This is a genomic window from Lentzea nigeriaca (genome assembly GCF_016907955.1).
GTDB classification, from domain to species: Bacteria; Actinomycetota; Actinomycetes; order Mycobacteriales; family Pseudonocardiaceae; genus Lentzea; species Lentzea nigeriaca.
The window spans coordinates 181,499-204,006 of sequence record NZ_JAFBCX010000001.1 but is presented as its reverse complement, the minus strand read 5'-3'; the positions used below and the strand labels follow the sequence as shown (position 1 = coordinate 204,006).

General features: G+C 70.2%; 21 protein-coding genes. 5 read left to right on the top strand and 16 right to left on the bottom strand.

The genetic code is table 11. The features are described 5' to 3' along the window. Positions 1 to 19: 19 nt before the first annotated feature. The 4 genes from JOD27_RS00805 to JOD27_RS00790 are packed head-to-tail and all read right to left on the bottom strand — an operon-like array spanning position 20 to position 3,546. Entirely contained in the window at positions 20 to 799 is a 780-nt protein-coding gene (locus JOD27_RS00805; protein WP_307829791.1) for a 2-keto-4-pentenoate hydratase, read from the bottom strand. Next, on the bottom strand, positions 796 to 1,821 hold the full coding sequence (gene dmpG / locus JOD27_RS00800; protein ID WP_204760172.1) for a 4-hydroxy-2-oxovalerate aldolase: 1,026 nt from the start codon (positions 1,819 to 1,821) through the stop codon (positions 796 to 798). Before dmpG ends, JOD27_RS00805 begins: the two co-directional genes overlap by 4 nt. Further along, positions 1,818 to 2,732 carry an acetaldehyde dehydrogenase (acetylating) gene (locus JOD27_RS00795; protein ID WP_204760171.1) on the bottom strand — a complete coding sequence of 305 codons (915 nt, stop codon included), beginning with the start codon at positions 2,730 to 2,732 and terminating at the stop codon, positions 1,818 to 1,820. Before JOD27_RS00795 ends, dmpG begins: the two co-directional genes overlap by 4 nt. Position 2,733: 1 nt before the next feature. Then, positions 2,734 to 3,546, bottom strand: coding sequence for a 2-keto-4-pentenoate hydratase (locus JOD27_RS00790; RefSeq protein ID WP_204760170.1), 813 nt, complete (start codon positions 3,544 to 3,546; stop codon positions 2,734 to 2,736). 68 nt (positions 3,547 to 3,614) lie between these two features. Here JOD27_RS00790 and JOD27_RS00785 point away from each other — a divergent pair, with 68 nt between their 5' ends. After that, on the top strand, positions 3,615 to 4,406 hold the full coding sequence (locus JOD27_RS00785; RefSeq protein ID WP_239566268.1) for an IclR family transcriptional regulator: 792 nt from the start codon (positions 3,615 to 3,617) through the stop codon (positions 4,404 to 4,406). Between the two features lie 164 nt (positions 4,407 to 4,570). Then, on the top strand, positions 4,571 to 5,365 hold the full coding sequence (locus JOD27_RS00780) for an IclR family transcriptional regulator domain-containing protein (RefSeq protein WP_204760169.1): 795 nt from the start codon (positions 4,571 to 4,573) through the stop codon (positions 5,363 to 5,365). Here JOD27_RS00780 and JOD27_RS00775 read toward each other — a convergent pair whose 3' ends face one another. Continuing rightward, positions 5,366 to 6,364 carry a zinc-dependent alcohol dehydrogenase gene (locus tag JOD27_RS00775; protein ID WP_204760168.1) on the bottom strand — a complete coding sequence of 333 codons (999 nt, stop codon included), beginning with the start codon at positions 6,362 to 6,364 and terminating at the stop codon, positions 5,366 to 5,368. It abuts the gene before it with no gap. A 229-nt stretch (positions 6,365 to 6,593) separates the two neighbouring features. Between JOD27_RS00775 and JOD27_RS00770 the strand changes: the two genes are divergently transcribed. After that, positions 6,594 to 7,976, top strand: coding sequence for an MFS transporter (locus tag JOD27_RS00770; protein WP_204760167.1), 1,383 nt, complete (start codon positions 6,594 to 6,596; stop codon positions 7,974 to 7,976). A 19-nt stretch (positions 7,977 to 7,995) separates the two neighbouring features. Next, on the top strand, positions 7,996 to 9,828 hold the full coding sequence (locus JOD27_RS00765) for a sugar phosphate isomerase/epimerase and 4-hydroxyphenylpyruvate domain-containing protein (protein WP_204760166.1): 1,833 nt from the start codon (positions 7,996 to 7,998) through the stop codon (positions 9,826 to 9,828). Positions 9,829 to 10,019: 191 nt separating this feature from the next. Here JOD27_RS00765 and JOD27_RS00760 read toward each other — a convergent pair whose 3' ends face one another. The 10 genes from JOD27_RS00760 to JOD27_RS00715 form a co-directional block, all read right to left on the bottom strand. Then, entirely contained in the window at positions 10,020 to 11,249 is a 1,230-nt protein-coding gene (locus JOD27_RS00760; RefSeq protein ID WP_204760165.1) for an MFS transporter, read from the bottom strand. Continuing rightward, complete coding sequence (locus JOD27_RS00755) at positions 11,246 to 12,136, bottom strand: TauD/TfdA dioxygenase family protein (protein ID WP_204760164.1); 891 nt, start codon at positions 12,134 to 12,136, stop codon at positions 11,246 to 11,248. The genes JOD27_RS00760 and JOD27_RS00755 overlap by 4 nt, the downstream gene beginning before the upstream one ends. 13 nt (positions 12,137 to 12,149) lie before the next feature. Beyond that, positions 12,150 to 12,899: an HpcH/HpaI aldolase family protein gene (locus JOD27_RS00750; RefSeq protein WP_307829786.1), complete on the bottom strand. Its 750-nt coding sequence runs from the start codon at positions 12,897 to 12,899 to the stop codon at positions 12,150 to 12,152. 70 nt (positions 12,900 to 12,969) lie between these two features. Then, positions 12,970 to 13,908, bottom strand: coding sequence for a PLP-dependent cysteine synthase family protein (locus tag JOD27_RS00745; RefSeq protein WP_307829785.1), 939 nt, complete (start codon positions 13,906 to 13,908; stop codon positions 12,970 to 12,972). After that, entirely contained in the window at positions 13,898 to 15,211 is a 1,314-nt protein-coding gene (locus JOD27_RS00740) for an ATP-grasp domain-containing protein (RefSeq protein ID WP_204760163.1), read from the bottom strand. The genes JOD27_RS00745 and JOD27_RS00740 overlap by 11 nt, the downstream gene beginning before the upstream one ends. Further along, positions 15,208 to 15,939: an ATP-grasp domain-containing protein gene (locus JOD27_RS00735; protein WP_204760162.1), complete on the bottom strand. Its 732-nt coding sequence runs from the start codon at positions 15,937 to 15,939 to the stop codon at positions 15,208 to 15,210. Before JOD27_RS00735 ends, JOD27_RS00740 begins: the two co-directional genes overlap by 4 nt. Next, entirely contained in the window at positions 15,936 to 17,177 is a 1,242-nt protein-coding gene (locus tag JOD27_RS00730; protein WP_204760161.1) for an ATP-grasp domain-containing protein, read from the bottom strand. Before JOD27_RS00730 ends, JOD27_RS00735 begins: the two co-directional genes overlap by 4 nt. A gap of 554 nt (positions 17,178 to 17,731) precedes the next feature. Further along, complete coding sequence (locus tag JOD27_RS00725; RefSeq protein ID WP_204760160.1) at positions 17,732 to 18,538, bottom strand: PIG-L family deacetylase; 807 nt, start codon at positions 18,536 to 18,538, stop codon at positions 17,732 to 17,734. Continuing rightward, the gene (locus JOD27_RS00720; protein WP_239566267.1) at positions 18,538 to 19,035 is read right to left on the bottom strand and encodes a helix-turn-helix domain-containing protein; all 498 of its coding nucleotides are present in this window, start codon (positions 19,033 to 19,035) and stop codon (positions 18,538 to 18,540) included. The genes JOD27_RS00725 and JOD27_RS00720 overlap by 1 nt, the downstream gene beginning before the upstream one ends. Continuing rightward, positions 19,032 to 20,393, bottom strand: a complete 1,362-nt coding sequence (locus JOD27_RS00715; RefSeq protein WP_204760159.1) for an FAD-binding oxidoreductase — start codon at positions 20,391 to 20,393, stop codon at positions 19,032 to 19,034. Before JOD27_RS00715 ends, JOD27_RS00720 begins: the two co-directional genes overlap by 4 nt. 95 nt (positions 20,394 to 20,488) lie before the next feature. Between JOD27_RS00715 and JOD27_RS00710 the strand changes: the two genes are divergently transcribed. Further along, the gene (locus tag JOD27_RS00710) at positions 20,489 to 20,968 is read left to right on the top strand and encodes a MarR family winged helix-turn-helix transcriptional regulator (RefSeq protein WP_204760158.1); all 480 of its coding nucleotides are present in this window, start codon (positions 20,489 to 20,491) and stop codon (positions 20,966 to 20,968) included. On the opposite strand, the gene JOD27_RS00705 is transcribed toward JOD27_RS00710, so the two are convergent. Continuing rightward, positions 20,961 to 22,382, bottom strand: a complete 1,422-nt coding sequence (locus JOD27_RS00705) for a DHA2 family efflux MFS transporter permease subunit (protein ID WP_204760157.1) — start codon at positions 22,380 to 22,382, stop codon at positions 20,961 to 20,963. The two genes, JOD27_RS00710 and JOD27_RS00705, sit on opposite strands and share 8 nt — an antisense overlap. Positions 22,383 to 22,508: the final 126 nt, after the last annotated feature.

Below are 22,508 nucleotides of genomic sequence, written 5' to 3'. Positions count from 1 at the left end.
GGTGCCCGCTCTTCCACGCTCAGGCCGCCGTGACGAACACCGAGCCGAGACTGGTGAACTCCGCGCCGATCTGGTCACCGGCGTGGACGAACACCGCGTCGGTCAGGCCGCCGGTCAGCACGAGCTGCCCGGCTTCGATCGCCTCGCCGCGGGCGGCCAGCGCGTTGGCAGCCAGTGCGAGCGCTTCCGCCGGGTGGCCCTGCACGGCCGCGCCCGTGGCGGTGGCGACGACAGTGCCGTTGGCGGTGAGCACGCAGGCTTCCAGCGCGAGGTCCAGGTTCTTCGGCGACAACGCCTTCCCTCCGACCAGGAAGCGCGCCGAGGACGCGTTGTCCGCCACGACGTCGGGCAGGGTGAACTTGAAGTCGACGTACCGGGAGTCGATGATCTCGAGTCCGGCGTGGACACTCTCGACGGCGTCGAGCGCGGTGGCCGCGGTGACGCCCGGCCCTTCGAGGCGCTTGCCCATGACGAACACGATCTCGGGCTCGACCCGCGGGTGGATGAGTTCGGCGAGCGGGATGGGCACGTCGGCTTCGAGGACGTAGCCGTCGGTGAGCACCGCGGTCAGCGGCGAGGTGATGCCCATCCGCTCCTGCTTGGCGCGGGAGGTGAGGCCCAGCTTGACGCCGACGACCTTCTCGCCCGCCTCGACCTTCTTCTCGATCAGCCGCTTCTGCACGCGGTAGGCCGTGCCGAGGTCGAGTTCCGGCCACTCGTCGGTCAGCGGGCCCCGGTCCTGCCGTTGCCGCTCCGCCTCGAGCAGCACGGCAGCGGCGGTGTCGATGTCCCAGTTCACGCGTTCTCCTTCACGCCCAGCTCGCCCCGCAGCCCGATCGCCACGTCGATGATCATGTCTTCCTGCCCACCGACGTAACCGCGCTCGCCGACCCGCTTGAGGATCTGGTACGCGGGCACACCGTACCGCTCGGCGGCGTGCTCGGCGTGCAGCAGAAACGAGTTGTAGACGCCGTAACGGCCCTGCACGATCGCGGCACGGTCGGCGACGGGCATCCGCGGGACGATCGGCGCGAGCACCTCCTCCGCGGCGGCGAGGACCAGCTCACTGTCCACACCGGACTCGACGCCCAGCGCGTCGAACGCGGTCACCAGGATCTCGGTGGGAGAATTCCCCGCCCCGGCACCGAGAGCGCGCAGGGTGCCGTCGATCTGGCGGGCGCCCGCCCGGTACGCGGCGATCGAGTTCGCCACCCCCAGCGACAGGTTCTGGTGGCCGTGGAAGCCGACCTGCGCGTCGTCCCCGAGTTCCTGCACCAGCGCGGTGACGCGGTCGGTGACGTCGTCGGGGAGCAGGGCGCCGGCGGAGTCGACCACGTAGACGCACTGGCAGCCCGCGTCGGCCATGATCCGGGCCTGCCCGGCGAGGCCCTCCGGCGAGTTCCGGTGCGACAGCATCAAAAACCCGACGGTCTCCAGGCCCAGTTCCCTGGCCGCGCCGAAGTGCTGGATGCTGACGTCGGCCTCGGTGCAGTGCGTCGCGATGCGGGCGACCCGCGCACCGGCGGCGACGGCCTCGCGCAGGTCCGCCACCGTCCCGACGCCGGGCAGCAGCAGGACGGCGATCTTCGCGCGGGTGACCTCGTCGGCCGCGGCGGCGACCAGTTCGACGTCGGGCACGCGGGAGAACCCGTAGTTGAACGAAGACCCGGCGAGCCCGTCACCGTGGGTCACCTCGATGACCTCGATCCCGGCCCGGTCGAGTGCCCCGGCGACGGCGCGGACCTGGGGGATCGTGAACTGGTGGCGGACGGCGTGACTGCCGTCGCGCAGGGTGGTGTCGGTGAGGCGCACGGCGGTCATCGCGACACCGCTTCCTTCGGCTGGGCCGCGCCGGTGGCGAGCAGCTCGCCCGCCCTGGCCGCGGCGGCGGTCATGATGTCGAGGTTGCCCGCCCACGGCGGGAGGTGGTCGCCGTTGCCCTCGACCTCGAGGAACACGGCCACCCTGGCCTGGCCGTGCCACAGCTCGCGGGCGTCGTCGAACTGCGGGTCGGACTTGAGCCGGTAGCCGGGCACGTAGGCCTGGACCTCGGCGACCATCCCGTGGATGGACTCGGTGATCGCGTCCCGGTCCGCGTCCGGCGAGATCGCGCAGAACACCGTGTCCCGCATGACGAGCGGCGGCTCGACGGGGTTCAGGACGATGATCGCCTTGCCCTTGGCCGCTCCGCCGACGGACTCGATGGCGTGCGACGTGGTCTCGGTGAACTCGTCGATGTTGGCACGGGTGCCCGGTCCGGCCGAGCGGGACGAGATCGACGCGACGATCTCCGCGTAGGGCACCTCGGTGACCCGGGAGACCGCGTGCACGATGGGAATCGTGGCCTGGCCACCACAGGTGATCATGTTGATGTTCGGCGCGTCCGCGTGCGCGCCGAGGTTGACCGCGGGGCACACGAACGGGCCCACGGCCGCGGGGGTCAGGTCGATCGCGCGGATGCCCGCCTCGGCGTAGCGCGGGGCGTTGGCCGAATGCGGTTTCGCGGCGGTCGCCTCGAAGACGAAGTCAGGCAGCTCCGGGCGGGCGAGCAGCCAGTCGACACCGTCGGCGCTGGCTTCGACGCCGAGGGCGCGGGCACGGGCCAGACCGGCGGAGGCGGGGTCGACGCCGACCATGTACCGGACGTCGAACACCCCGCGGCGTTGCAGCTTGACCAGCAGGTCGGTGCCGATGTTGCCGGGACCGACGATCGCGGCGGTGGGGCGGGACATCTCAGTCCTCCTCGGACAGTGCGGCGAACGTCGCGGTGACGCTGCCGAGGTGGGCGAAGGTGGCGGTCACGGTGTCACCGGGACCGACGTCGACGGCGGCGGTCAGCGCCCCTGGCAGCACGACCGAACCGGCTTCGAGCGTCACGCCGAGCGCGCCGACGGTGTTGGCCAGCCAGACCAGGGCGTTGACCGGCGAGCCGAGGACCGCGCCACCCGCGCCGGTCTGCACGATCCGGCCGTTGCGCCGCAGCACGACCCCGCAGGTGCGCAGGTCGAGCCCGTCGAGCGGAACCGGCGTCGCACCGAGGACGACCCCGCCCGACGACGCGTTGTCGGCGATCGTGTCGGGCAGGGTGATCTTCCAGTCCTCGATCCGCGAGTCGATGATCTCCAGGGACGCGATCGCGTACGCGATCGCGTCGAGCACGTGGGCGACCGTCACGCCCGGCCCGGTCAGCGGCTTGCGCAACACGAAGGCGATCTCCGGCTCGATCCGCGGGCTGAGGAACTCCCCCGCCGGGATCGGCTGCGAGTCCAGGTGGAACATGTCGGCGAACAGGTGGCCGTAGTCGGGAGAGTCGACGCCCAGCTGCCGCTGGATCGCCGCGGAGGTCAGCCCGACCTTGTGCCCGGCGATCTTCCGCCCCGCCGCGGTCCACTCCGCGACCTGGCGAAGCTGCACGTCGTAGGCGTCCTCGACGGTCAGGCCGGGATGGGTGGCGGTCAGCGGAGGAACCGGCACTCCGGTTTCGTAGGCCTTCAGCAGCAGGCGGGCGGCGTCCGCGCGCTCACCGGGGCCGAGCTGTGCGCTCACGTGAGATCTCCCTGGGGTGGCTGGTCTTCGGTTGACATCCTGCGGCCCTGACCTGCAGGGTCCCTAGCATGTGTGCCAGTGAGCGGGACACCCCGCCGTCGATGGTCGGGCGGGTGTCGCTGATCTTCGGGGCGTTCGGGCCGGACGACGACGGGCTCGGTATCCGCGAACTCGGCCGCCGGACCGGGCTGGCCACGTCGACCGTCTCACGCATCGTCCGGGAGCTCATCGAGTACAAGTTCCTCGAGCCCGCCGGGAACGACGTCCGGATCGGCCTTCGGTTCTTCGAACTGGGCGAGCGTGCCGCCCGACCGCAGCAGCTGCGCAGGCTGGCCCTGGCCAGCATGTCCGACCTGCGCAGCGCCACCCGGCAGACCGTGCACCTCGCCGTGCTCGACGGGACCGACGTGGTCTACGTGACCAAGCTGCGCAGCCGCACCGCCCCGCCGCTGGGTTCGCGGGTCGGTGGCCGGCTGCCCGCGTACGCCACGGCTGTCGGCAAGGCGCTGCTGGCCTTCGCCGGCGCCGAGGCCGTCGACCGGGTCGTCGAGACCGGGCTGCGCCCGCTGGGGCCGGGCACGATCACTGACGCGGGGCGGCTGCGCGAGGAACTGGACACCATCCGAGAGACCGGAATCGCTTACGAGGCAGAGGAATCCGGACCGGGCGTCGCCTGCGCCGCCGCACCGGTCAGGTACCTCACCGGCAAGCCGATCGCCGGGTTGTCGATCAGCACGAGACTGGGCGAGGTGGACGTCTCCTCGCTCGGCCCGGCCGTCCGGACCGCGGCGATCGCGCTGGGCCGCCAGGCCGCCCGGATGCCGAGCCTGACCGGGAGCGCCTGGGCGGGACTGGGGTAGGCGCAATGCCGGTCGTCAGGGAGTTTGCACAGGCTGCAGCCCTCGGCGTTGGGCGTCTGCAAGTACTACCAACTCATGATCATCGAGCGCGTATCTACTACCAACAGGTCTGCTCACGCACGGCCAGCGAAGCCATCTGATCAGCTGTCGTGTTAGTGTGCGCTATGCGCACAAGCGAGCGGCCGACCGGAGAGGATCGCGGGCCGCACTTCGTCCAGTCGGTGGCGCGGGCGCTGTCGGTGATGCGTTCCTTCAGCGCTGATCGTCCATCGCAGTCGCTCGCGGACGTCGCGCGGGCGACCGGCCTGGACCGGGCGACCGCACGACGCCTGCTGCTCACCCTCGCGGATCTCGGCTACGTGCGGGCGGAAGCACGCGATTTCCAGCTCACTCCGCGCGTGCTCGAGCTCGGCTACGCCTACCTGTCCGGCCTGTCGCTGCCGGAGATCGCACTGCCGCACCTGCGCAAGCTGGCGGGCGATCTGAACGAGACCGCGGCGCTCGCCGTGCTCGACGGCGACGAGATCGTCTACGTCGCACTGATCCCCAGCTCCCGCGTCGCGACGGTGCGCATCAACATCGGCACCCGGTTCGAGGCGTATCCGACCTCGATGGGGCGCGTGCTGCTGGCCGGTCTGCCGGAGCAGCAGCTCGAGGACTACCTGGCACGGCTGCGCCTGGAGAGCAAGACCGACCGCACGGTGCGCTCGGTCGACGCGCTGCGGCAGGAGATCGACAGGACGCGGGAGCAGGGCTGGGCCCTGGTGGAGGCCGAGCTGGAAGCGGGCCTGCGCGGAGCCGCCGCCCCGGTGCGCGACCGGGCCGGCGCCGTGATCGCCGCGGCCAACGTCTCGGTGCACGCGGGCCGGATGACGCCGCAGGAGGTCGAGCGCGAGTACGTGCCCGCGATCCTGCGCACGGTCCGGATGATCGAGGCCGACATGATGGGACTGGCCTGATCACGCGGTCAGGTCGATCCAGCACTTGCCGGGAGTCGAACGGACGGCGTCGAAGGCGTTTCCCGTCTCCTCGAACCCGAACGCCGCGCCGAGCACGAGGGACGGCGTGACCTTGCCGTTCTCCAGTGCGGCGACGGTGCCGGCGAAGTCGGACGGGTGGTCGTAGATGAGCGAGCCGATGAGGGTGAGCTGGCGGTAGACGACCGCGGACATCGCGACGCCCAGCGGCCGGGCGCTGAGGCCGATCAGGACGGCGGTGCCGCCTGGCGCGAGCCGTTCCAGGGCAGGGGGCAGGGCTTCCGGCACGCCGGAGGTCTCGAAGAGGAACCGGAACCCCGCCGACGAATCGCCGGCGACCACGGCTCCCAATGACACGGCGAGGTCCCGGCGTCCCTCATGTGGCTCCAGCACGTGCGGCGTGATGCCTAGGTCCGACAGTGCCATGCACAGGAACAAGCCCTGCGAGCCGGTGCCGACGACGAGGCACGAGTCCCCCGCCGCGATACCGGAACGGCGGATCGCGGCCCGTGCCACGGTCAGTGGTTCGGCGCAGACGAGGTCCGCGAGAGTGACGTGCGCGGCGGCGGGAAAGGTGAACTCGGCGGGGACGGCGACGCGTTCCGCGAGCAACCCCGGTGTGTTGATCCCGATGACGACCCGGTCGGTGCACGCCGAGGTGAAACCGGCACGGCACGGTGGGCACGTGAAGCAGCAGTAGTTGGGTTCGATCGCCACTCGCTGCCCGACCCGGCGGTCGCGCACTCGCTCACCCACCGCGACAACCTCGCCGACACCCTCGTGGCCGAGCACCCACGGCGTCGCGGGCACCGTCCTGGTGCCCGAGTGAACGGTGAGGTCGGACCCGCACAGGCCGACGGCGAGCATGCGCACCAGCACGTCGTCCGCGCCGCAGCGCGGTTCTTCGATGTCGACGATCTCCACGTGCCCCGGACTGACCAACGCAGCGGCCTTCACCGCACCACTTCCCTTCGTCGCCATGCGCACTCATGAGCACTATGCGCACAAATCTCCCTAGATTCTGCACTCTCGAGAGCTGGTCGGCTACCCCGAGAAGTGCGGTAGGGCGTCGGACGCATGGTCAACTACCAGGATTCTAACTGTTGACTGTGAGGCAGAACGCAACCTACCGTGCGCATGCGCATCAAAAACGTTCGTGCGCATAGCGCACAAGCACAGGTACATCGACCGCGCTTCAAAGGAGAAGCCCGTGGAAACCTCGACATCGAGCTCGCCCGCCGCCACGAAACGAGCGCCGCGCGCAGCCGCCGCGAGCGGGTGGTTCGGCAGTGCGCTGGAGTACTACGACTTCTTCATCTACGCCCAGGCAGCGGCACTGGTGTTCCCGTCGATCTTCTTCCCCAAGGGCAACCCGACCGTCGCCATCGTCGCCTCGCTCGCCACCTTCGGCGTCGGCTACGTCGCCCGGCCCATCGGCGCCTTCGTGCTGGGTCACTGGGGCGATCGGCACGGACGCAAGAACGTGCTGATCCTGTGCATGCTGATGATGGGCCTGTCGACCTTCCTCGTCGCCCTGCTGCCGACGTACTCCTCGGTCGGCGTCCTCGCGCCCGCGCTGCTGGTGGTCCTGCGGCTGATCCAGGGCTTCGCCGTCGGCGGTGAGATCTCCGGCGCCAGCACGATGATCGGCGAGCACGCCCCGCCGGGCCGCCGCGGCTTCTACGCGAGCTTCGCGCTCCAGGGCGTGCAGGCCGGGCAGATCCTCGCCGCCGCGGTGTTCCTGCCGCTGGCCGCGATCCTGCCGAAGGCGGACTTCGAGTCGTGGGGCTGGCGGATCCCGTTCCTGCTCAGCGTCGTGGTGGTCGTGGCCGGTTACGTGATCCGGCGCCGGGTCGACGAGACGCCGGTGTTCCAGGAGGAGAAGGCGCACGACGCCACCCCGAAGGCGCCGATCGTGCTCGCGGTGCGGGAGAACGGCTCCGACATGCTGCGCGTCGTCTGCATGGCGTTGATGAACGTCGTCCCCGTCGCCACGACGGTGTTCGGCGCGACCTACGCCACCAGCAAGGCCTACGGCGTGGGCATGAGCACCACCACGCTGCTGTGGATCTCCGTCGCCGGCAACGCCGTCGCCGTGGCGCTCATCCCGTTCGTCGGCAACCTGTCCGACAAGATCGGCCGCAGGCCGTGCATCATCGTCGGTGCCCTGAGCTCCGGAGCGCTGTCCTACGCCTACCTCTGGGCGATCAGCGAGGGCAACACCACCCTCAGCTTCATCCTCGCGATGCTCATGTGGGGAATGGTCTACCAGGGCTACAACGCGGTCTTCCCGTCCTTCTACCAGGAACTCTTCCCCGCGAAGACGCGCGTCACCGGGTTCGCGGTCTCCCAGAACCTCGGCACCGCGATCACGGCGTTCCTGCCCACCCTCTACGCCGTCGTCGCGCCGCCCGGAGCGAACGTGCCCCTCATCGTCGGCAGCTTCACCTTCGGCTGCGCGGTCATCGCCGCGATCGCCGCGTTCAGCGCGCGCGAGACCTACCGGCTGCGCACCGAGGACCTCGGCGTCAAGACCGCCGAACCGTTGGCCCGCGAGGAGTACGACCGGCTCCGCACCGCCGTGTCCGCCTGACCGAGGAAGAAGCACCGCCTTGCGCTCAATCGCCACCGTCTGTCTGTCCGGAACCCTCGAGGAGAAGCTCGCCGCCGCGGCACGGGCCGGGTTCGACGGCGTGGAGATCTTCGAGAACGACCTCATCGCGAGCCCGTGGTCACCCTCGGAGATCCGGGCCCGGTGCGCAGACCTGGGCCTGTCGATCGAGCTGTACCAACCGTTCCGCGACTTCGAAGCCGTCCCGCCGCAGGTTCTCGCGACGAACCTGCGCCGGGCGGAACGCAAGTTCGAGCTCATGGGCGAGCTGGGCGCGGACCTGCTCCTGGTCTGCTCGTCGGTGTCCCCCGACGCTCTGGACGACGACGATCTCGCCGCCGAGCAACTGCACGCGCTGGCCGACCGGGCGGCACAGCACGGCATCCGCATCGCCTACGAGGCGCTGGCCTGGGGCCGGTTCGTCAACACCTGGGAGCACTCCTGGCGCATCGTGCGCGCAGCCGGCCACCCCGCACTCGGCTTGTGCCTGGACAGCTTCCACGTGCTGTCACGAACCCCGGACGTGACCGGCATCGCCGAAGTGCCGGGGCGCGAGCTGTTCTTCGTCCAGCTGGCGGACGCACCACACCTGGACATGGACGTGCTGCAGTGGAGCAGGCACCACCGCCTGTTCCCCGGCCAGGGCGCCTTCGACCTGACCGGTTTCACGAACCTCGTGTGGCGCACCGGTTACCAAGGCCCGATCTCGCTGGAGGTCTTCAACGACGTGTACCGCCAGGCCGATCCCGGCAGCACGGCCGTGGACGCCATGCGCTCCCTGCTCGACCTGCAGGACCGTTGCGCCGGTGGGGAAAGCTCAGTGCTCCCGGCGGCGGCCGGGCTGACCGCGACCGCCTTCGCCCGGCTGGCGGTGCACCACGACTCCGCGGTCGAGGTCGCCGAATCCCTGGCAGCGCTGGGTTTCACCCATCATGCCAACCACCGCACCAGCCCGGTGCGGATGTGGCGGCAGGGTGCCGCGACCCTGCTGGTCTCGTCCACCGCCACCACCCCGGGCGGCGCCGAGATCAGCGGGCTGGGTCTGGAGAGCACGGATCCGGCGGCGTCCGCGCGCCGCGCCGTCGCCCTGCTCGCCCCGCAACTGTCTCCGGACGTCGGCACGGGCACGACCGCGGTCGCCGACCCGGACGGACTGTCCGTGGCGTTCTGCCCGCAGGGCGACGAGTGGCTGACAGCGTTCCTGCCGACCGTGGAGGCGGAGGACGACGGCATCGGACTGACCGGCATCGACCACATCGCACTCGCCCAGCCGTTCGACCGGTTCGACGAGGTGGCGCTGTTCTACCGGTCCGTCCTGGGGCTGCGCCCCCGTGACGACACCGAGTACGCCGCTCCGTTCGGCCTGGTGCGCAGCCGTTCACTCGGAAACGGCGGCGTGCACCTGGTGCTCACCCGGCCGCTGCTGCGGCGCGGCGAGTGGGCGCCACACGTGCCGGACCCGCAGCACATCGCCTTCGCCACGGACGACATCTTCGCCACCGCCAAGGCGTTCCGCGCCCGCGGTGGCGCGGCACTGTCCATTCCGGACAACTACTACGACGATCTCGAAGCGCGGCTGGCCCTGCCCGAGGAGCTGCTCGCGGAGCTGCGGGAGTTCGACCTGCTCTACGACCGCGACGAGGGCGGCGAGTTCTTCCACTTCTCCACACCCATGATCGGATCACGGGTGTTCTTCGAGGTCACGCAACGCGTCGGCGGCTACCGCGGCATCGGCTCCGTCAACGCGCCGGTGCGGATGGCGGCGCACCGCAGTCTCCGCACGACAGCGGACAGCGCGCCGCGGGGAGTGAGCGCGAGCGGCCCGGACCGGTGACCGCCACAACCTCTCGGCACTGGTTCCGCGGCCGCAGGCTGCAGGCGTCTGGGCCAGGGCCTATGACGCCAAGTATCAGCACACGGTCGGGCAGCCCACTACCTCCCTGTCCGTGAATGAGGCCCGCGAGCGCCTCCGTCGTGCCTGGCTGCCCGCCGACGAGACCACCGCCGACCTGCCGCGGCAGCGGGTCACGAAGCGGGTTCGGTGACCGAGCGCGCCGGCCTGATCCGGCCGATCGTCACCACCGCGAGCAGGCAGACGGTCACCATGACGATCCAGGACGGCGCGACTCCCTGCGCGAGCAGAGCGGTGAGCAGGAACGGCGCGACGGCGTTGCCCGCGCTCCACGACAGCTGGTAGGCCGCGACGTACCGGCCGGTGAGGTGCGGGGGCGCGATGTCGACGACGAGGGTGTTGATGATCGGGTCCTGCAGCATCTCGGCGATCGTGAACACGACGATCGCCACGAACAGGCCGATGATCACCACCAGGCCCGACAATGCGGTCAGACCCCACAGCAGCACGAAGGATGCGGCCCAGCACAGGGCCGCGGCGCGCAGCACACCGGCGTGACTCACCTTGCGGACGCTGCGCGTGGTGATGGTCTGCAACGTCGACACCATGATCGTGTTCACGGTGAACAGCGCGCCGCCCAGCCAGGCTGGTTGGTGCAGCACGGTCGTCACGTAGACGACGAGCAGCACGGTCAGCACGTTGGCGCACATGACGAACGCCAGGTTCACCAGTGTGACCAGGAGCAGGGCGCGGTCGCGGAAGAGCTGGCGGTACCCGGAGCGTTCTGGTGGCGCGCCGGTGGAGGCGGTGGCGACCGCCGGCATCTTCCAGCGCAGCACCAGGAGTGCGGCGAGCAGGAAGCTCAGCGCGTTGGCCGCGGCGAACGCCAGGTACACCCAGCGGCTGCCGGAACCGACGGCGGCGGCACCGATCAGGCCGCCGAGGCCGTAACCGGCGTTGCGGGTCATCGTCTGGAGTGCGAACCACGACGAGCGCTGGTCGGGCTGGATGGCCGCGCCGACCAGCGCGCGGGAGGCGGTCCAGAACGTCGTCTGGCCGACGCTCGCGAGGAATGCCGCCAGCACGAGCTGCCAAGTGTTGCTCACCAACAGATAGCCCGCGAAGGCGAAGCAGCTCACCAGGTTGCCCGCCGCCAGCACGGTCCTGGCGCCGAACCTGTCGATCAGCGGCCCGGCCACGATCGAGGCCGGGAGCGCGAGCAGTCTGGCCGCGGTGAGGCCCGCGCCGATCACCGGCAGCGGCAGCGACGTGGTGTAGAGGAAGTACACGACGCCGAACGGCAGGAACAGGCCCGTACCGATGCTGTCCACGGCCAGTGCGGCAACGAGGCCGCCGTGGCCGCGGAACGACGGGAGTGCGAGCCGTTCGGTGAAACTCGTCATGCCACCGCCGGGGTGTAGTGCGACGCGTCGTCGCCCTGGATCAGGTAGCTCTGCTTGCCGTTGACGCCGACCGGGGCGTCACCGGCGATGGTGACGCGGTGCAGCATGCGCGGCTGGTCGTCGTAGTCGTCCGGGCCGTAGTGCTGGGTGTTGCGGTTGTCGAACAGCACCAGGTCCCCCGGCGTCCACTGGACGCGGATCACGTTCTCCGGCCTGGTGACGTACTTCTGCAGCATGTCGAGGATCGCACGCGACTCGCTGAGCGACAGGCCGACGATCGACTGGGCGAAGCTCCCGATGAACAGGCTCCGCTCGCCCGACTCCGGGTGGACGCGCACCACCGGGTGCGCGGTCTGGTAGATCTTCGACAGGAAGATCTTGCGGTACTCGTCGGCGCGTTCCGTGTCGAGCTTCGGCTGGCCGGCGTCGTTGCTGTGCACCGCCCACAGCGTGTCGGCGAAGTCGCGCAGCTCGGCAGGCAGGTCCCGGTACGCCGCTGCCTGGTTGGCGATCAGCGTGTTGCCGCCGTAGGACGGCATGACCAGTGCCCGCAACGTGCTCGCCTTCGGTGGCGTGCGGACGAACGTGCAGTCGGTGTGCCAGTGGTTGGCGCGGTGGTCGTCCCCGTCGATCGGCAACACCTGCGGCTGACCGTCGACCGACGGGATGCCGGTCGGATGCGCCTGGGTGAGCGGGCCGAAGCGGGACGCGAACGCCAGCTGGCCTTCCTCTTCGAGGTGCTGGCCGCGGAAGACCAGTGCCTTGTGCTCCAGCAGTGCGGCGTTGACGTCGGCGATGACGGCGTCGGACAGACCGGCGGCGATGTCCACGCCGACGACCTCGGCGCCGATCCGGCCACCGATCTTGCGAATGTCCAAACCAGACACGATGGAATCCTTTCTAGGAACTGCGGGCGAGGCGCAACTGGGACGTCGCGGCCTCCTCCAGCAGCAACAGGTCGCAGCTGACCATGGCGAACGTGAAGCCGCCGGCGAGCCGTTTCGCGGCCGTGCCACCGTCCGGGCAGTGCACCCCGGCCGCGATGCCCGCACGCGCCGCGGCCGCCGCGACGGCCGCCAGCGCGTCCTCGAGCTCCGCCGCCACCGCGGGATCACCAAAACCCTTGCCGCCCAGGGCGAGCGTGAGATCGAACGGGCCGATCAGCACCCCGTCCAGCCCGTCCACCGCACAGATCGCGTCGATGTCGGCGAGCGCCTCGGCGGTCTCGATCATCACCAGGCACGCGACGCGGTCGTTGGCCTCGGCCGGGGGCATGCGCAATGCGGTGCGCATCGGCCCGTAGCTGCGGCCGCCACGCGGGACGTACCGGCAGGCGTGCGCGGCCCGTGCCGCGTCCGCCGCACTGTCGACCATGGGCACGACCACGCCGGCGGCGCCGGAGTCGAGTGCGCGGCCCAGCACCGCGGGATCGTTGGCGGGCACCCGGATGATTCCGGACGAGCCACCCGCGGTGATCGCGGTGATCGCCGAGATCCAGCCGTCCTCGCCGTAGAGGCCGTGCTGGCCGTCCACGCAGATGAAGTCGAAGCCCAGCCCGGCAATGCTCTCGGTGGCGATCGGGTTGTCGGTCACCACCCACGTGCCGATCATCGGCTGCCTGGCTCGCAACGCGGCCGCGAAGTCCGTCACGGATCCCCCAATGTGTCCTGAATGGACATACGCCACTCGTCCGCTCCCGGTGACATGGCCACAAAGCCCATCACCGCACCCCCAACGTCTCCCAGATCGACAGGTAACGCTCCCCTGAGTCCGGCAGCACCGCGACGATCGTGCCGCCGGTCAACCTGCGGGCCACGAGGTGCGCGGCGTGCACGGCAGCACCGGACGACACCCCGACGAACAACCCGGTGGTCGCGGCGAGCGTGCGGGTGGCGAGTCCCGCGTCCACATCGGACACGGTGACGATCTCGTCGATGCACGCCGTGTCGGTGACCTCGGCGACGAAACCGGGGCCGATGCCGGGAATGCGGTGCGGGCTGTGGCAGCCGCCGGACAGCACCGGTGACGCGGCGGGCTCGACCGCCACCACGTGCAGCTCCGTGCGCTCCTTGACGTAGCGGGCGACGCCGGTGAGCGTGCCGCCGGTGCCGACCGGGCTGACCAGCACGTCGATGTCGCCACCGCAGGCCTGCCAGATCTCCGGGCCGGTGGTCTCGTAGTGCGCGATCGTGTTGACGTGGTTGAAGGCCTGGTTGACGAGCCACGCACCGGGTGTCGCCGCGGTGATCTCCTGCGCCTTCGCGATCGCGGCCGGCAGGCCGTCCTGGTGCGGGGTCTGCACGATCTCGCCGCCCAGCGCGGTCACGATCCGCCTGCGTTCGGCGGTCGCGTTATCCGGCATCACCAGGATGAACCGGTGACCGCGGCTCGCGCACAGGCCGGCGAGCGCGATGCCGGTGTTGCCGGAGGAGTACTCGACGACCACGCCGCCGGCCGGGTCCAGCTCGCCGGACTCCTCTGCCGCACGCAGCATGTGGAGGGCCGGCCGGTCCTTCACGCTGGACAGCGGGTTGAACATCTCCAGCTTGGCGAGCACCCGCACGGTCTCCGGCACGTCGGGAAGCCTCAGCCGCAGCAACGGGGTGTTGCCGATGAGGCCCTCGATCGAGTCGGGCAAGGTCAGCACGTCAGTGCCCACGGCCGGTTCCCTCCGTCATGCCGGCGTAGTCGACCTGGCGCCGGTCGACCGGGCCGTCCGCCTCGCCGAGCTCCAGGTTGTCGAGGAACCACTTCTTGAGCTGCTCCATCCGCCGCACGCTCTCCGCGCGCGTCGGTGCCGAGATCACCCACATGACCATGAAATCGGCGGCGAAGCCTGGTTCCCCCATCACGGTGCCGGGGCGGACGAAGAGCTGGGTGCGCACCACCCACGGGAACGGCGCCTCGCCGGGCAGGCCGAGCACCTTGCCCGGCCGCTTGAGCAACGCGAGCTGACCGGTGAGCGTCCTGGGACGCAAGCGTTCACCCGGCTCGATCGGCAGCGGCAGGCCGAGCTGCGCGCGGATCGAGCACTCCGCAGGATCGAGCCCGAACGCGGTGCGCTGGATGGGCCGCTGCGCCGCGCCGCCGAACCGGCAGCCGATCTCGCCGAGCACCAGTTCGTCGTCGGGAGTGTGGAAGATCTCCGCGTGGAACGCGAAGTCCGGCGGTGACGGCAGCGCGGCGATGACCTTCTCGGTGAGCTCCACCAGGCGCGGGGTGAGCGGGTCGTCCGGGTCGAGCGTGACGTCCATCCGGCCGCTGCGGTCCTTCTCGTAGACCGCGAGCGCGTAGAGGTAGCGCGAGGGCCACATGTAGACGACCTGGCCGTTCACGACGAGCCCGTCGACGTGGCACATCGTCTCGGAGACGAACTTCTCCACCATCAGGTTCGAGCCGAACGGCCCGTACAGCTCGAGCCCGCCGGTGAGGAAGTCGTCGAGCGCCTCGCGCGACCGCAGGATCCGCACGCCGAACGATCCGGCGCCGTCCCTGGGTTTCACCACGATCGGGAACCCGTGCTCCTCGGCGAACGCGACCAGGTCGACCGCGGTCTCGACGTCGCGGTGGATCGCCACCGGCACGCCGGCCGCGCTCACGGTCCGCTTCATCAGGATCTTGTCGCGGTACGGCGTGACGCTGTCCGTGCGCTGGCCGGGCAGGTCGAGGATCTCGCGCAGCCGTGCGGCGCGGTCGAGGTCCTGTTCCTGGGGCGAGATCACGTACTTGATGTCGTGCTCGCGGGCGAGCTGGAGCACACGGGCCTCCACCGCGCCACTGGCCTGGTAGCCGCTGATCGTCTCGGCGATCAGGTAACCGTGCTCCGCGGGCAGTTCCTCGCCGAGCAGGTCCATGTGCTCGCGCGAGGCCAGCAGGATCAGATCGCCGTCGTAGTCGGCGAGCCATTGGTCATAGGGCGCGTCCTTCAGCGAACCGCGCAGGTGCAGGATCACGACCGTCATCGGACGACCTCCAGCCCCGCCTGCGCACGGACGGCGCTGGGCAGGTCCGCCTCGATGCCCACGAAGTCGACCAGCCCGTCCACGGTCTCCACGACGCCGTCCGTGTCGTCCGGCAACGCGGCCAGCGCCGCACGAGCGAGATCACCACGCGCCCGGCGCCGTTCGCCCGCCACGACGGGTTCCGCGACGAGACCCGGCTTGCGCCACAGGTCCGGCTCGAACGTGGCGGCGCTGAACTCGGTGACCGCGCGTTCGTCGTCCAGCAGCGCCACCACCGGCCAGCCCTCCGCACGCTGCCGCCGTAGCCGCAGCGGATAGCCCCATCTGTGCGCGTACCAGTGCAGATCGCTCGCGCGTTCGACCGGTCCGGAGTGGACGGTGGGCACCCCGGCCGCGCACAGCCGGACCCGCTGGTCCTCCAGGTCGACCCGCGCGATCGCCGCGTCCCGGCCCTGTCCGTCGAGCCCGAGGTGGTCGCGCAGCGCTCCGGCCCGCACGAGGTCCGTGAACGACGTGGCGACGATCGCCTCGACGGGAGTGCGGGCCGCCAGGTCCAGCACCGCCAGCTCCACCGCCGCGGTCGTGGCGTAGTCGAAGAACACCCGGATGTCGGTGTAGCCGCCCAGTTCCACCGGGCGACCGGTGAACAGCACGAGATCGCGACCGTCCAGCCACTCGTGGTACGGGGCGAGCGGACCGGTGCGGCCGTCCAGGATCACGACGGTCATGACGCCTCGATCTCGATGTCCACAGTGGACTCGATCAGTTCCTCGCACACTTGCACGGCCGCCTCGCTGTCAGGTCCGGACACGGCGACGAGCCCGAGCCGGTCGAAGTCGTCGCGCAACGGGCCGACCTTCGCGCCCGGTTGCACGTACTGGTCCGCGGCGATCACCTCCGGCCGTTCCCGCAGCTCCTCGATGCCGGACACGGACTTGACGGTGCCGGCCGGTCCGTGCAGGAACCGGACGCACGCGCCGCCGCGCGCGGGAGGACGCTCGGTCAGCTCGGGCACGAGCCCGAACGGCCACGCGACCGAGTAGCTGACGAAGTCGAAGTCGTACGCGGACCGCACCAGGTCCATGATCCGGTCGCCGCCGATGCGGTTGTGGCCCTCGATGACCACCGGCCCGTCCTTCCCGAGGCGCACCTCGGTGTGGCTCGGGCCGTCCTTCAGCCCCACCACGTCGAGGAAGTCGACGACCTCCGTGACGATGGCGTGCTCGGTGTCCGCGTCGATACGCGCCGGCACCGTGTGACCGAGCTCGGCGAAGTGCCGCTCGTCGATCATCTTCTCGGTGACGGAGACGACGATGTGGTTGCCGTGGAAGCTGAACGACTCGATGCTGAACTCGGGACCGCTGACGTACTCCTCCATCAGGAAGTCCGTCACGGTGAACAACGCGGCGGGCCCGCGGTCCACGCCGACCCGCCGCATCCGTTCGACCTCGGCCCACACCCGATCGACGTCGTCCGGCCTCTCGACGCGCTGCACGCCGAAGCCGCCGGCCAGGTCGATCGGCTTGAGGATGAACGGAAACCCGTGCTGTTCCCCGAAATCGAGGATGCTGTCCCGGCCAGCGACCGGTGCCGCGCCGATCGTGCGCGCGCCGGCCTCTGCGAGCCTGCGGCGCATCGCCCACTTGTCGCGCAACACGTGACTCACCTCGTAGCCGGTGCCACCGAGGCCGTACTTGTCGTTGATCCGGCCGGTCACCTCCAGGCCCGGATCGGTGAGCGACACCGCCGCGGCGAAACCCCAGCGCTGCCTGGCCAGATCCGCCAGCGGTTCGGTGATCGACCAGTCCATGTAGTCGACGAGGAACGTGGCCTCGGCGAGCTCGGCCTGCTCCTGCTCGAACTTGCTGGGGTGCTGGAGGAGGATCACGTCCAGCCCGACCGCCTTCGCCTTGCGCACGGCCTCGGTCGGGTGCCCGACGAAGAGCAACGTCCGATCCGGATTCACTAGCGTCCTCCCTCGATTCCTGCTGCCACCGTGGCAGATGGCGAGTCCGGTCGTCGTGGGGCAGATGTCCCGGTATCACTGGGATTTCCGGAGCGGACCCTCCGCCGGGGACCTGGTTGGTGGCGCGTCACGCAACGTCGGCGGCGTAATTCACGCTCAGCAGGACGCCTCGCGGCACCGCCCCCACGCCCACAGCCAACCAGGATGAGGACGTGGGGCAGCACCACGATCCGCCCGCCTGACCGCGAATTCCACCGGCGCCGTTGCGAGCAACGCCACTAGCCGAGCGTCGCGGCTTGGTTGTGCTCCGTTGAGTCGGGCAGGGGGCTGGGTGGTCCGGTGCTCGTCACCGAAAGCCCGGATGGTCGCGCTCTCACGTACGTCGCTGCCGAGTTGGCGGTAGAGAAATGCTGACGCAAACGTTTGCTGATCACCCCGACTACTGCCAACCGTGCAGCTGGCAGCCATGAGAGCGCGATCTTCATGATCGAAGCGCGGCTGCCTGCCGGCATCACTCTCACTGTCACATCCCAAGAGATAGCTGCGACACACCACTAGCCGAGCCCTTCGAAGAGGTCCGTCTCGGTGATGCCGGGTCCCTGCCCCTCCCGGATGAACCACTCGGTGCCGAAGCCGAACCGGAAACCCTCCTCCGGCATCGCCAGGAAGACCGACCCCTCGCCGATCTGACTGGCGTGCGCCCGCATGGCGCGCCGCTTGTACGCGAGGTACGGCCTCACGTCCACCGCGGCGGTGATCTCCGCCTCCGGCTTGCCGAACGCGCCGTGGTCGTTCTCGGCGCCGCCGGGGATCTCGATGCCCGCCTCGCGGGCACGGGCGGCGAACGCCTTGCGGCCGCGGCGCATCCGGTCGCGGTTCATCGTCTGCTGGTACACCTTCTTGGTTCCCGCGATCTCCGCTGCCCTCATGCCGACGCGGTGCACCTGGATGTGGTCGGGATGGCCGTAGCCGCCGTTGTCGTCGTACACGGTCAGCACGTCGGCCCGTTCGTCGGTGAGGATGCCCGCGAGCACCACCGCGGCCTCTTCGACGTCCGCCCGCCAGAACGAGGCAGGGTTGTCGTTGGCCGGCGAGCCCATCATCCCGGAGTCGCGATAACCGAGGAACACGACGCGGTGCACGCCCAGGATCTCGGCGGCCTCGTGGGTCTCCCGGACCCGGCGAGTGCTCAGCGACTCACCCTCGGCCAGGGTGAAGCCCTCCACCAGTTCGCCGTGCTCGCCGCTCGTGGCCACGACGAGCACGACGCGGTGCCCCTCCTCGGACGCCTTGCGCAACACGCCACCCGTGCCGATGCTTTCGTCGTCCGGATGTGCGTGGAACGAGACGAGTGTCGCCATCAGGCAGCTCCTTCCAGCGGCACCAGCACGTAACCACGGCCCCGCACCGTCTGGATCCCGAGCCCGAGCGGCCCGATGCGCCGGCGCAGCCGCATGATCTGCAGGTCGAGCGCGTTGCGGTCGCCGTCGTTGCCGGGCAGCAGGTCCAGCAGTTCCTCCCGCTCGACCAGGTCGGAGAAGTCGTCGGCGAGCCTTGCCAGCAACGCGGCGCCGATCGTGGACACGGTGACCGACCGGGAGCCGTAGCGCAGCAGCCCGGCCGGATCCACGTGCGGCACCGCGTACACGTCCGACCGGGCGCGCAGCGCGGCGATGCGGGCCATCAGATCGGCCCTGCTGACCGGCGGCCTGACCCAGTCCTCCTTCACGTCGGCGGTGATCGGCGGTTCGGCCTTGCCCTCGACGACGAGCAGGCGCAGCACGTTCATCTGGCGGTAGCGCGCGAGGGAGGCCGCCTCGGCGGGCCACCGGACCAGCTTCACCTCCGCGCCGCTCATGACGCTGGCGGAATGTTGTGGTTGCAGTGGAAGAAGTTCGACGGGTCGTACGTCTTCTTCACCTCACGAAGGCGCTGCCAGTTGGCCGGCGAGAACGCCGTCTCCGTGAGCGCCGGGTCGTTGATGAAGTTGAGGAACGTGCCACCCGTCGCATGCGGCCGCAGGCTGTTCCCGAGACCGTCCAGAAAGGACTTGGCCTCGTCCGGCGGTGTGCCGTCGGACAGGTCGATCTCGGCGACGATCGAGAACGGCACGTCCCGGTGCCCGACCGGGGTACCGGTGTCGCGCGCCATCGCGCCGCCCCAGTGCCGGATCTCCGCCACCGACAACGGCGTGTCCCCGCTCGCCGCACCGACGATCGTCTCGATCACCTCGTCGTCGAGCGCGCGGAACAGGTCGACGTGCTCCAGCGACGCGCGGGGCATCGGCTGCGGGCCGGTCAACCGGCGGACCCCGCCGTAGGTCATGGTCTGCAGGCCGCCCATCAACGGCTCACCGCCCGCCTCGCGCAACGGGGCCAGCAGCTTGTCACCGTCGTCCGGGTCACCGATGTAGCACGCCCGCAGCGAGATGACCTTCTTGCCGCGCACCGGCGGCGGGATCTGGTCGATGTCGGGCATCTTCAGCATCACCAGGCCTGTGTTGAGCTCGTCCGGCTCCTCCAGCGCCCACTCGCGGTAGCGGGTGAGCACGTCGGTGGCCTTGGCGATCGGGAAGTACAGCAGCCCCGCGTAGACCTGCTCGACCGGGAAGAGCCGCAGCTCGAGTTCCGTGACGACACCGAAGTTGCCGCTGCCGCCGCGCAACGCCCAGAACAGGTCCGGGTTCTCGTTCTCGGACGCGGTGCGAAGCTCGCCGTCGGCGGTCACCACGGTCGCGCGCAGCAGGCTGTCGGCGGCGAACCCGAACTTGCGGCTCAGCCAGCCGGTGCCACCGCCGAGCGTGTAGCCGGCGAGGCCCACCCACGGCATGGCGCCGGACAGCGGCGCGAGACCGAGCGGGTCGACGGCCTCGATGACCGAGTTCCAGATGACGCCCGGCCCGGCCGTGACGGTCCGCTGCTCCTGATCGACCCGCACGTCCGCCATGCGCGACGTCTTGAGCAGCACCCCGTCGTCCGCGGGGACGACGGCGCCGTGCCCGGTGGACTGCACGCCGAACGGAAGCCCCAGCTCACGCGCGACACGGACGGCGATCTGCACGTCGTGCGCGTTCGTCGCCTCCGCCACCACCAGCGGTTTCGGATCGAGGTTGCGCCGCCACGGCAGCCGTGCGGCGTCGTAGCCCTCCTGGCCCGGTAGGTACACGGGGCCTGCGAACCCGGCTGTCTGCAGGGCCGCGGCGGTCTCCTGGCTCATGTCTTCCCCTGCCTCGTTCCGTACATGTCGTTATATCGTTCATACCATAGAATCATTCACCCAGCAGTACTTTATCGCTGGTTTATGATTCGGTCGTGGAACAGAACGTGAACGCCGCATTTCTGCTGACCCAGCTGGGCACGCACGCGGCCAACCGGTTCGCCGAGCGCATCGCCGCGCTCGGGGTGAGTCCTCCGCAGGTGGGGCTGCTGCGCTGGATCGCCCAGTCGCCCGGCAACAGCCAGCAGGCGATGGCGCGGCACTTCGACATCCAGCCGAGCCGCGTGGTCACGTTCGTCGACGAGCTCGAGGAGCAGGGCCTCGCCCAGCGCCGGCCGGATCCCACCGACCGGCGGGTGCGCATCGTCGAGCTGACCGATCGCGGCCAGGAGGTGCTGCGCGGGGTGCGCGAGGTGATGCGGGAGCACGAGGAGGAGATCGTCGCGCCGCTGTCCGCCGAGGAACGCGCGCAGCTGCACGAACTGCTGCGGCGGGTGGCCGAGGAGGCGGGACTCACGCCTGGCGTGCATCCCGGCTACCGCAGCCTCCCGCCGCGCATTGCCCGAGCTAACTAGTCACCGGCGCAGCCGTCCGGTCAGGCGACCTCGGCAGGACCAGCGCGGGCAGCAGCGCCAGCGCGGCACAGGCCAGCGGCAGCCAGAACGTGTACGCGAACGCCTCCGGGGTCACGGTGCCGCGCAGGCCCTGCGGGCCGAGGTTCGCCTGCAGCACGACGGCGAACAGCGCGGTGCCGAGCAGGCCGCCGATGCGCTGCACGATGTTGAGCAGCGCGGTGGCCTGCGGCATCGACCGCTGGTCGAGCGTCCGGTACGCCGCCGACATGGCCGGCGTGATCGTGAGGCCCGCACCGACGCCGACCACGAACAACGCGGCGGAGAGCAGCACGTAGCTCGCGTCCGCGTCCGGGATGACGAAGGCCAGGTAACCCACCGCCATCAGGACCGCACCGGACAGCACCGACACACCGGCCCGGCCCTTGTCGACCAGGCCGCCGCCCCAGCGCATGGACAGCGCCGCGCCGATCGCCTGCGGTGCCGTGAGCAGGCCCGCCATCAGGGCGGACTCGCCCCGCAACGTCTGGTAGTACAGCGGCAGGACGAACATCGCGCCGATCATCGACGCGCCGGACAGCGCGTTGACCAGGTTCGCGGCCCGGAACTGCCGGTCGCCGAACAACTTCAGGTCGAGCAGCGCGTTGCTCTTGCGCAGCGCGTGCGCGATGAAGAGCGCGAGCAGCACGACACCGGCGACGAGCGTTCCGATCGTCACGGCCGACGGCGAACCCGCCACCAGGTTGGACAACCCGTAGACCAGCAACGCGAGGCTCGGCGACAGCAACACCAGGCCGAGCAGGTCGACGTTCTGCGCTGGACGCTTCGCCGTCTCGTCGATCAGCTTCCACGACAACGGCAGCGCGATCAGCCCGATCGGCAGGTTGATGTAGAAGATCCAGCTCCACGAGAACGCGTCGATCAGCCAGCCACCCACGACCGGGCCGAAGATCGGGCCCAGCAACAGCGGGATGCCGACGAGACTCATCACACGGCCGATCCGTTCCCGACCGGCGATCTGCGCGAGCAGCGCCTGCCCGGCCGGCAGCACCAGGCCACCGCCGAGCCCCTGGATCACCCGGAACACGATGAGGCTCTCGACCGACCACGCCAGCGCGCACAGCAACGACCCGACGAGGAACAGCACCAGCGACCACATCCACAGCTGCTTGCCCCCGAACCGGTCGGCCGCCCAGCCGGTCAACGGGATCACGACCGTGAGCGCCAGCAGGTACGCGGTCGACACCCACTGGATCGTGGCCAGCGGCGCGCCGAACTCGTCGGCGAACGTGCGAATCGCCACGCTGATGACCGTCGTCGCGAGCACGGTCATGATCGCGCCGAGCGCGACCACTCCCGCGACGACCAGTACGTGCCGCTCCAACGGGGGCGGCACGACCTTGTTCCCCTGGTTCATGATTCTCCCTTCCCGCGCGGCGGGCCAGGGCGGCCGGAGTCACCAACCCGAGTGGCTGCCCTGGCCCACGTGGAAAGCCCCGACTGGGGGGAGTGATCGGGAGCTTCCTCATCCTTTGCGCGCACC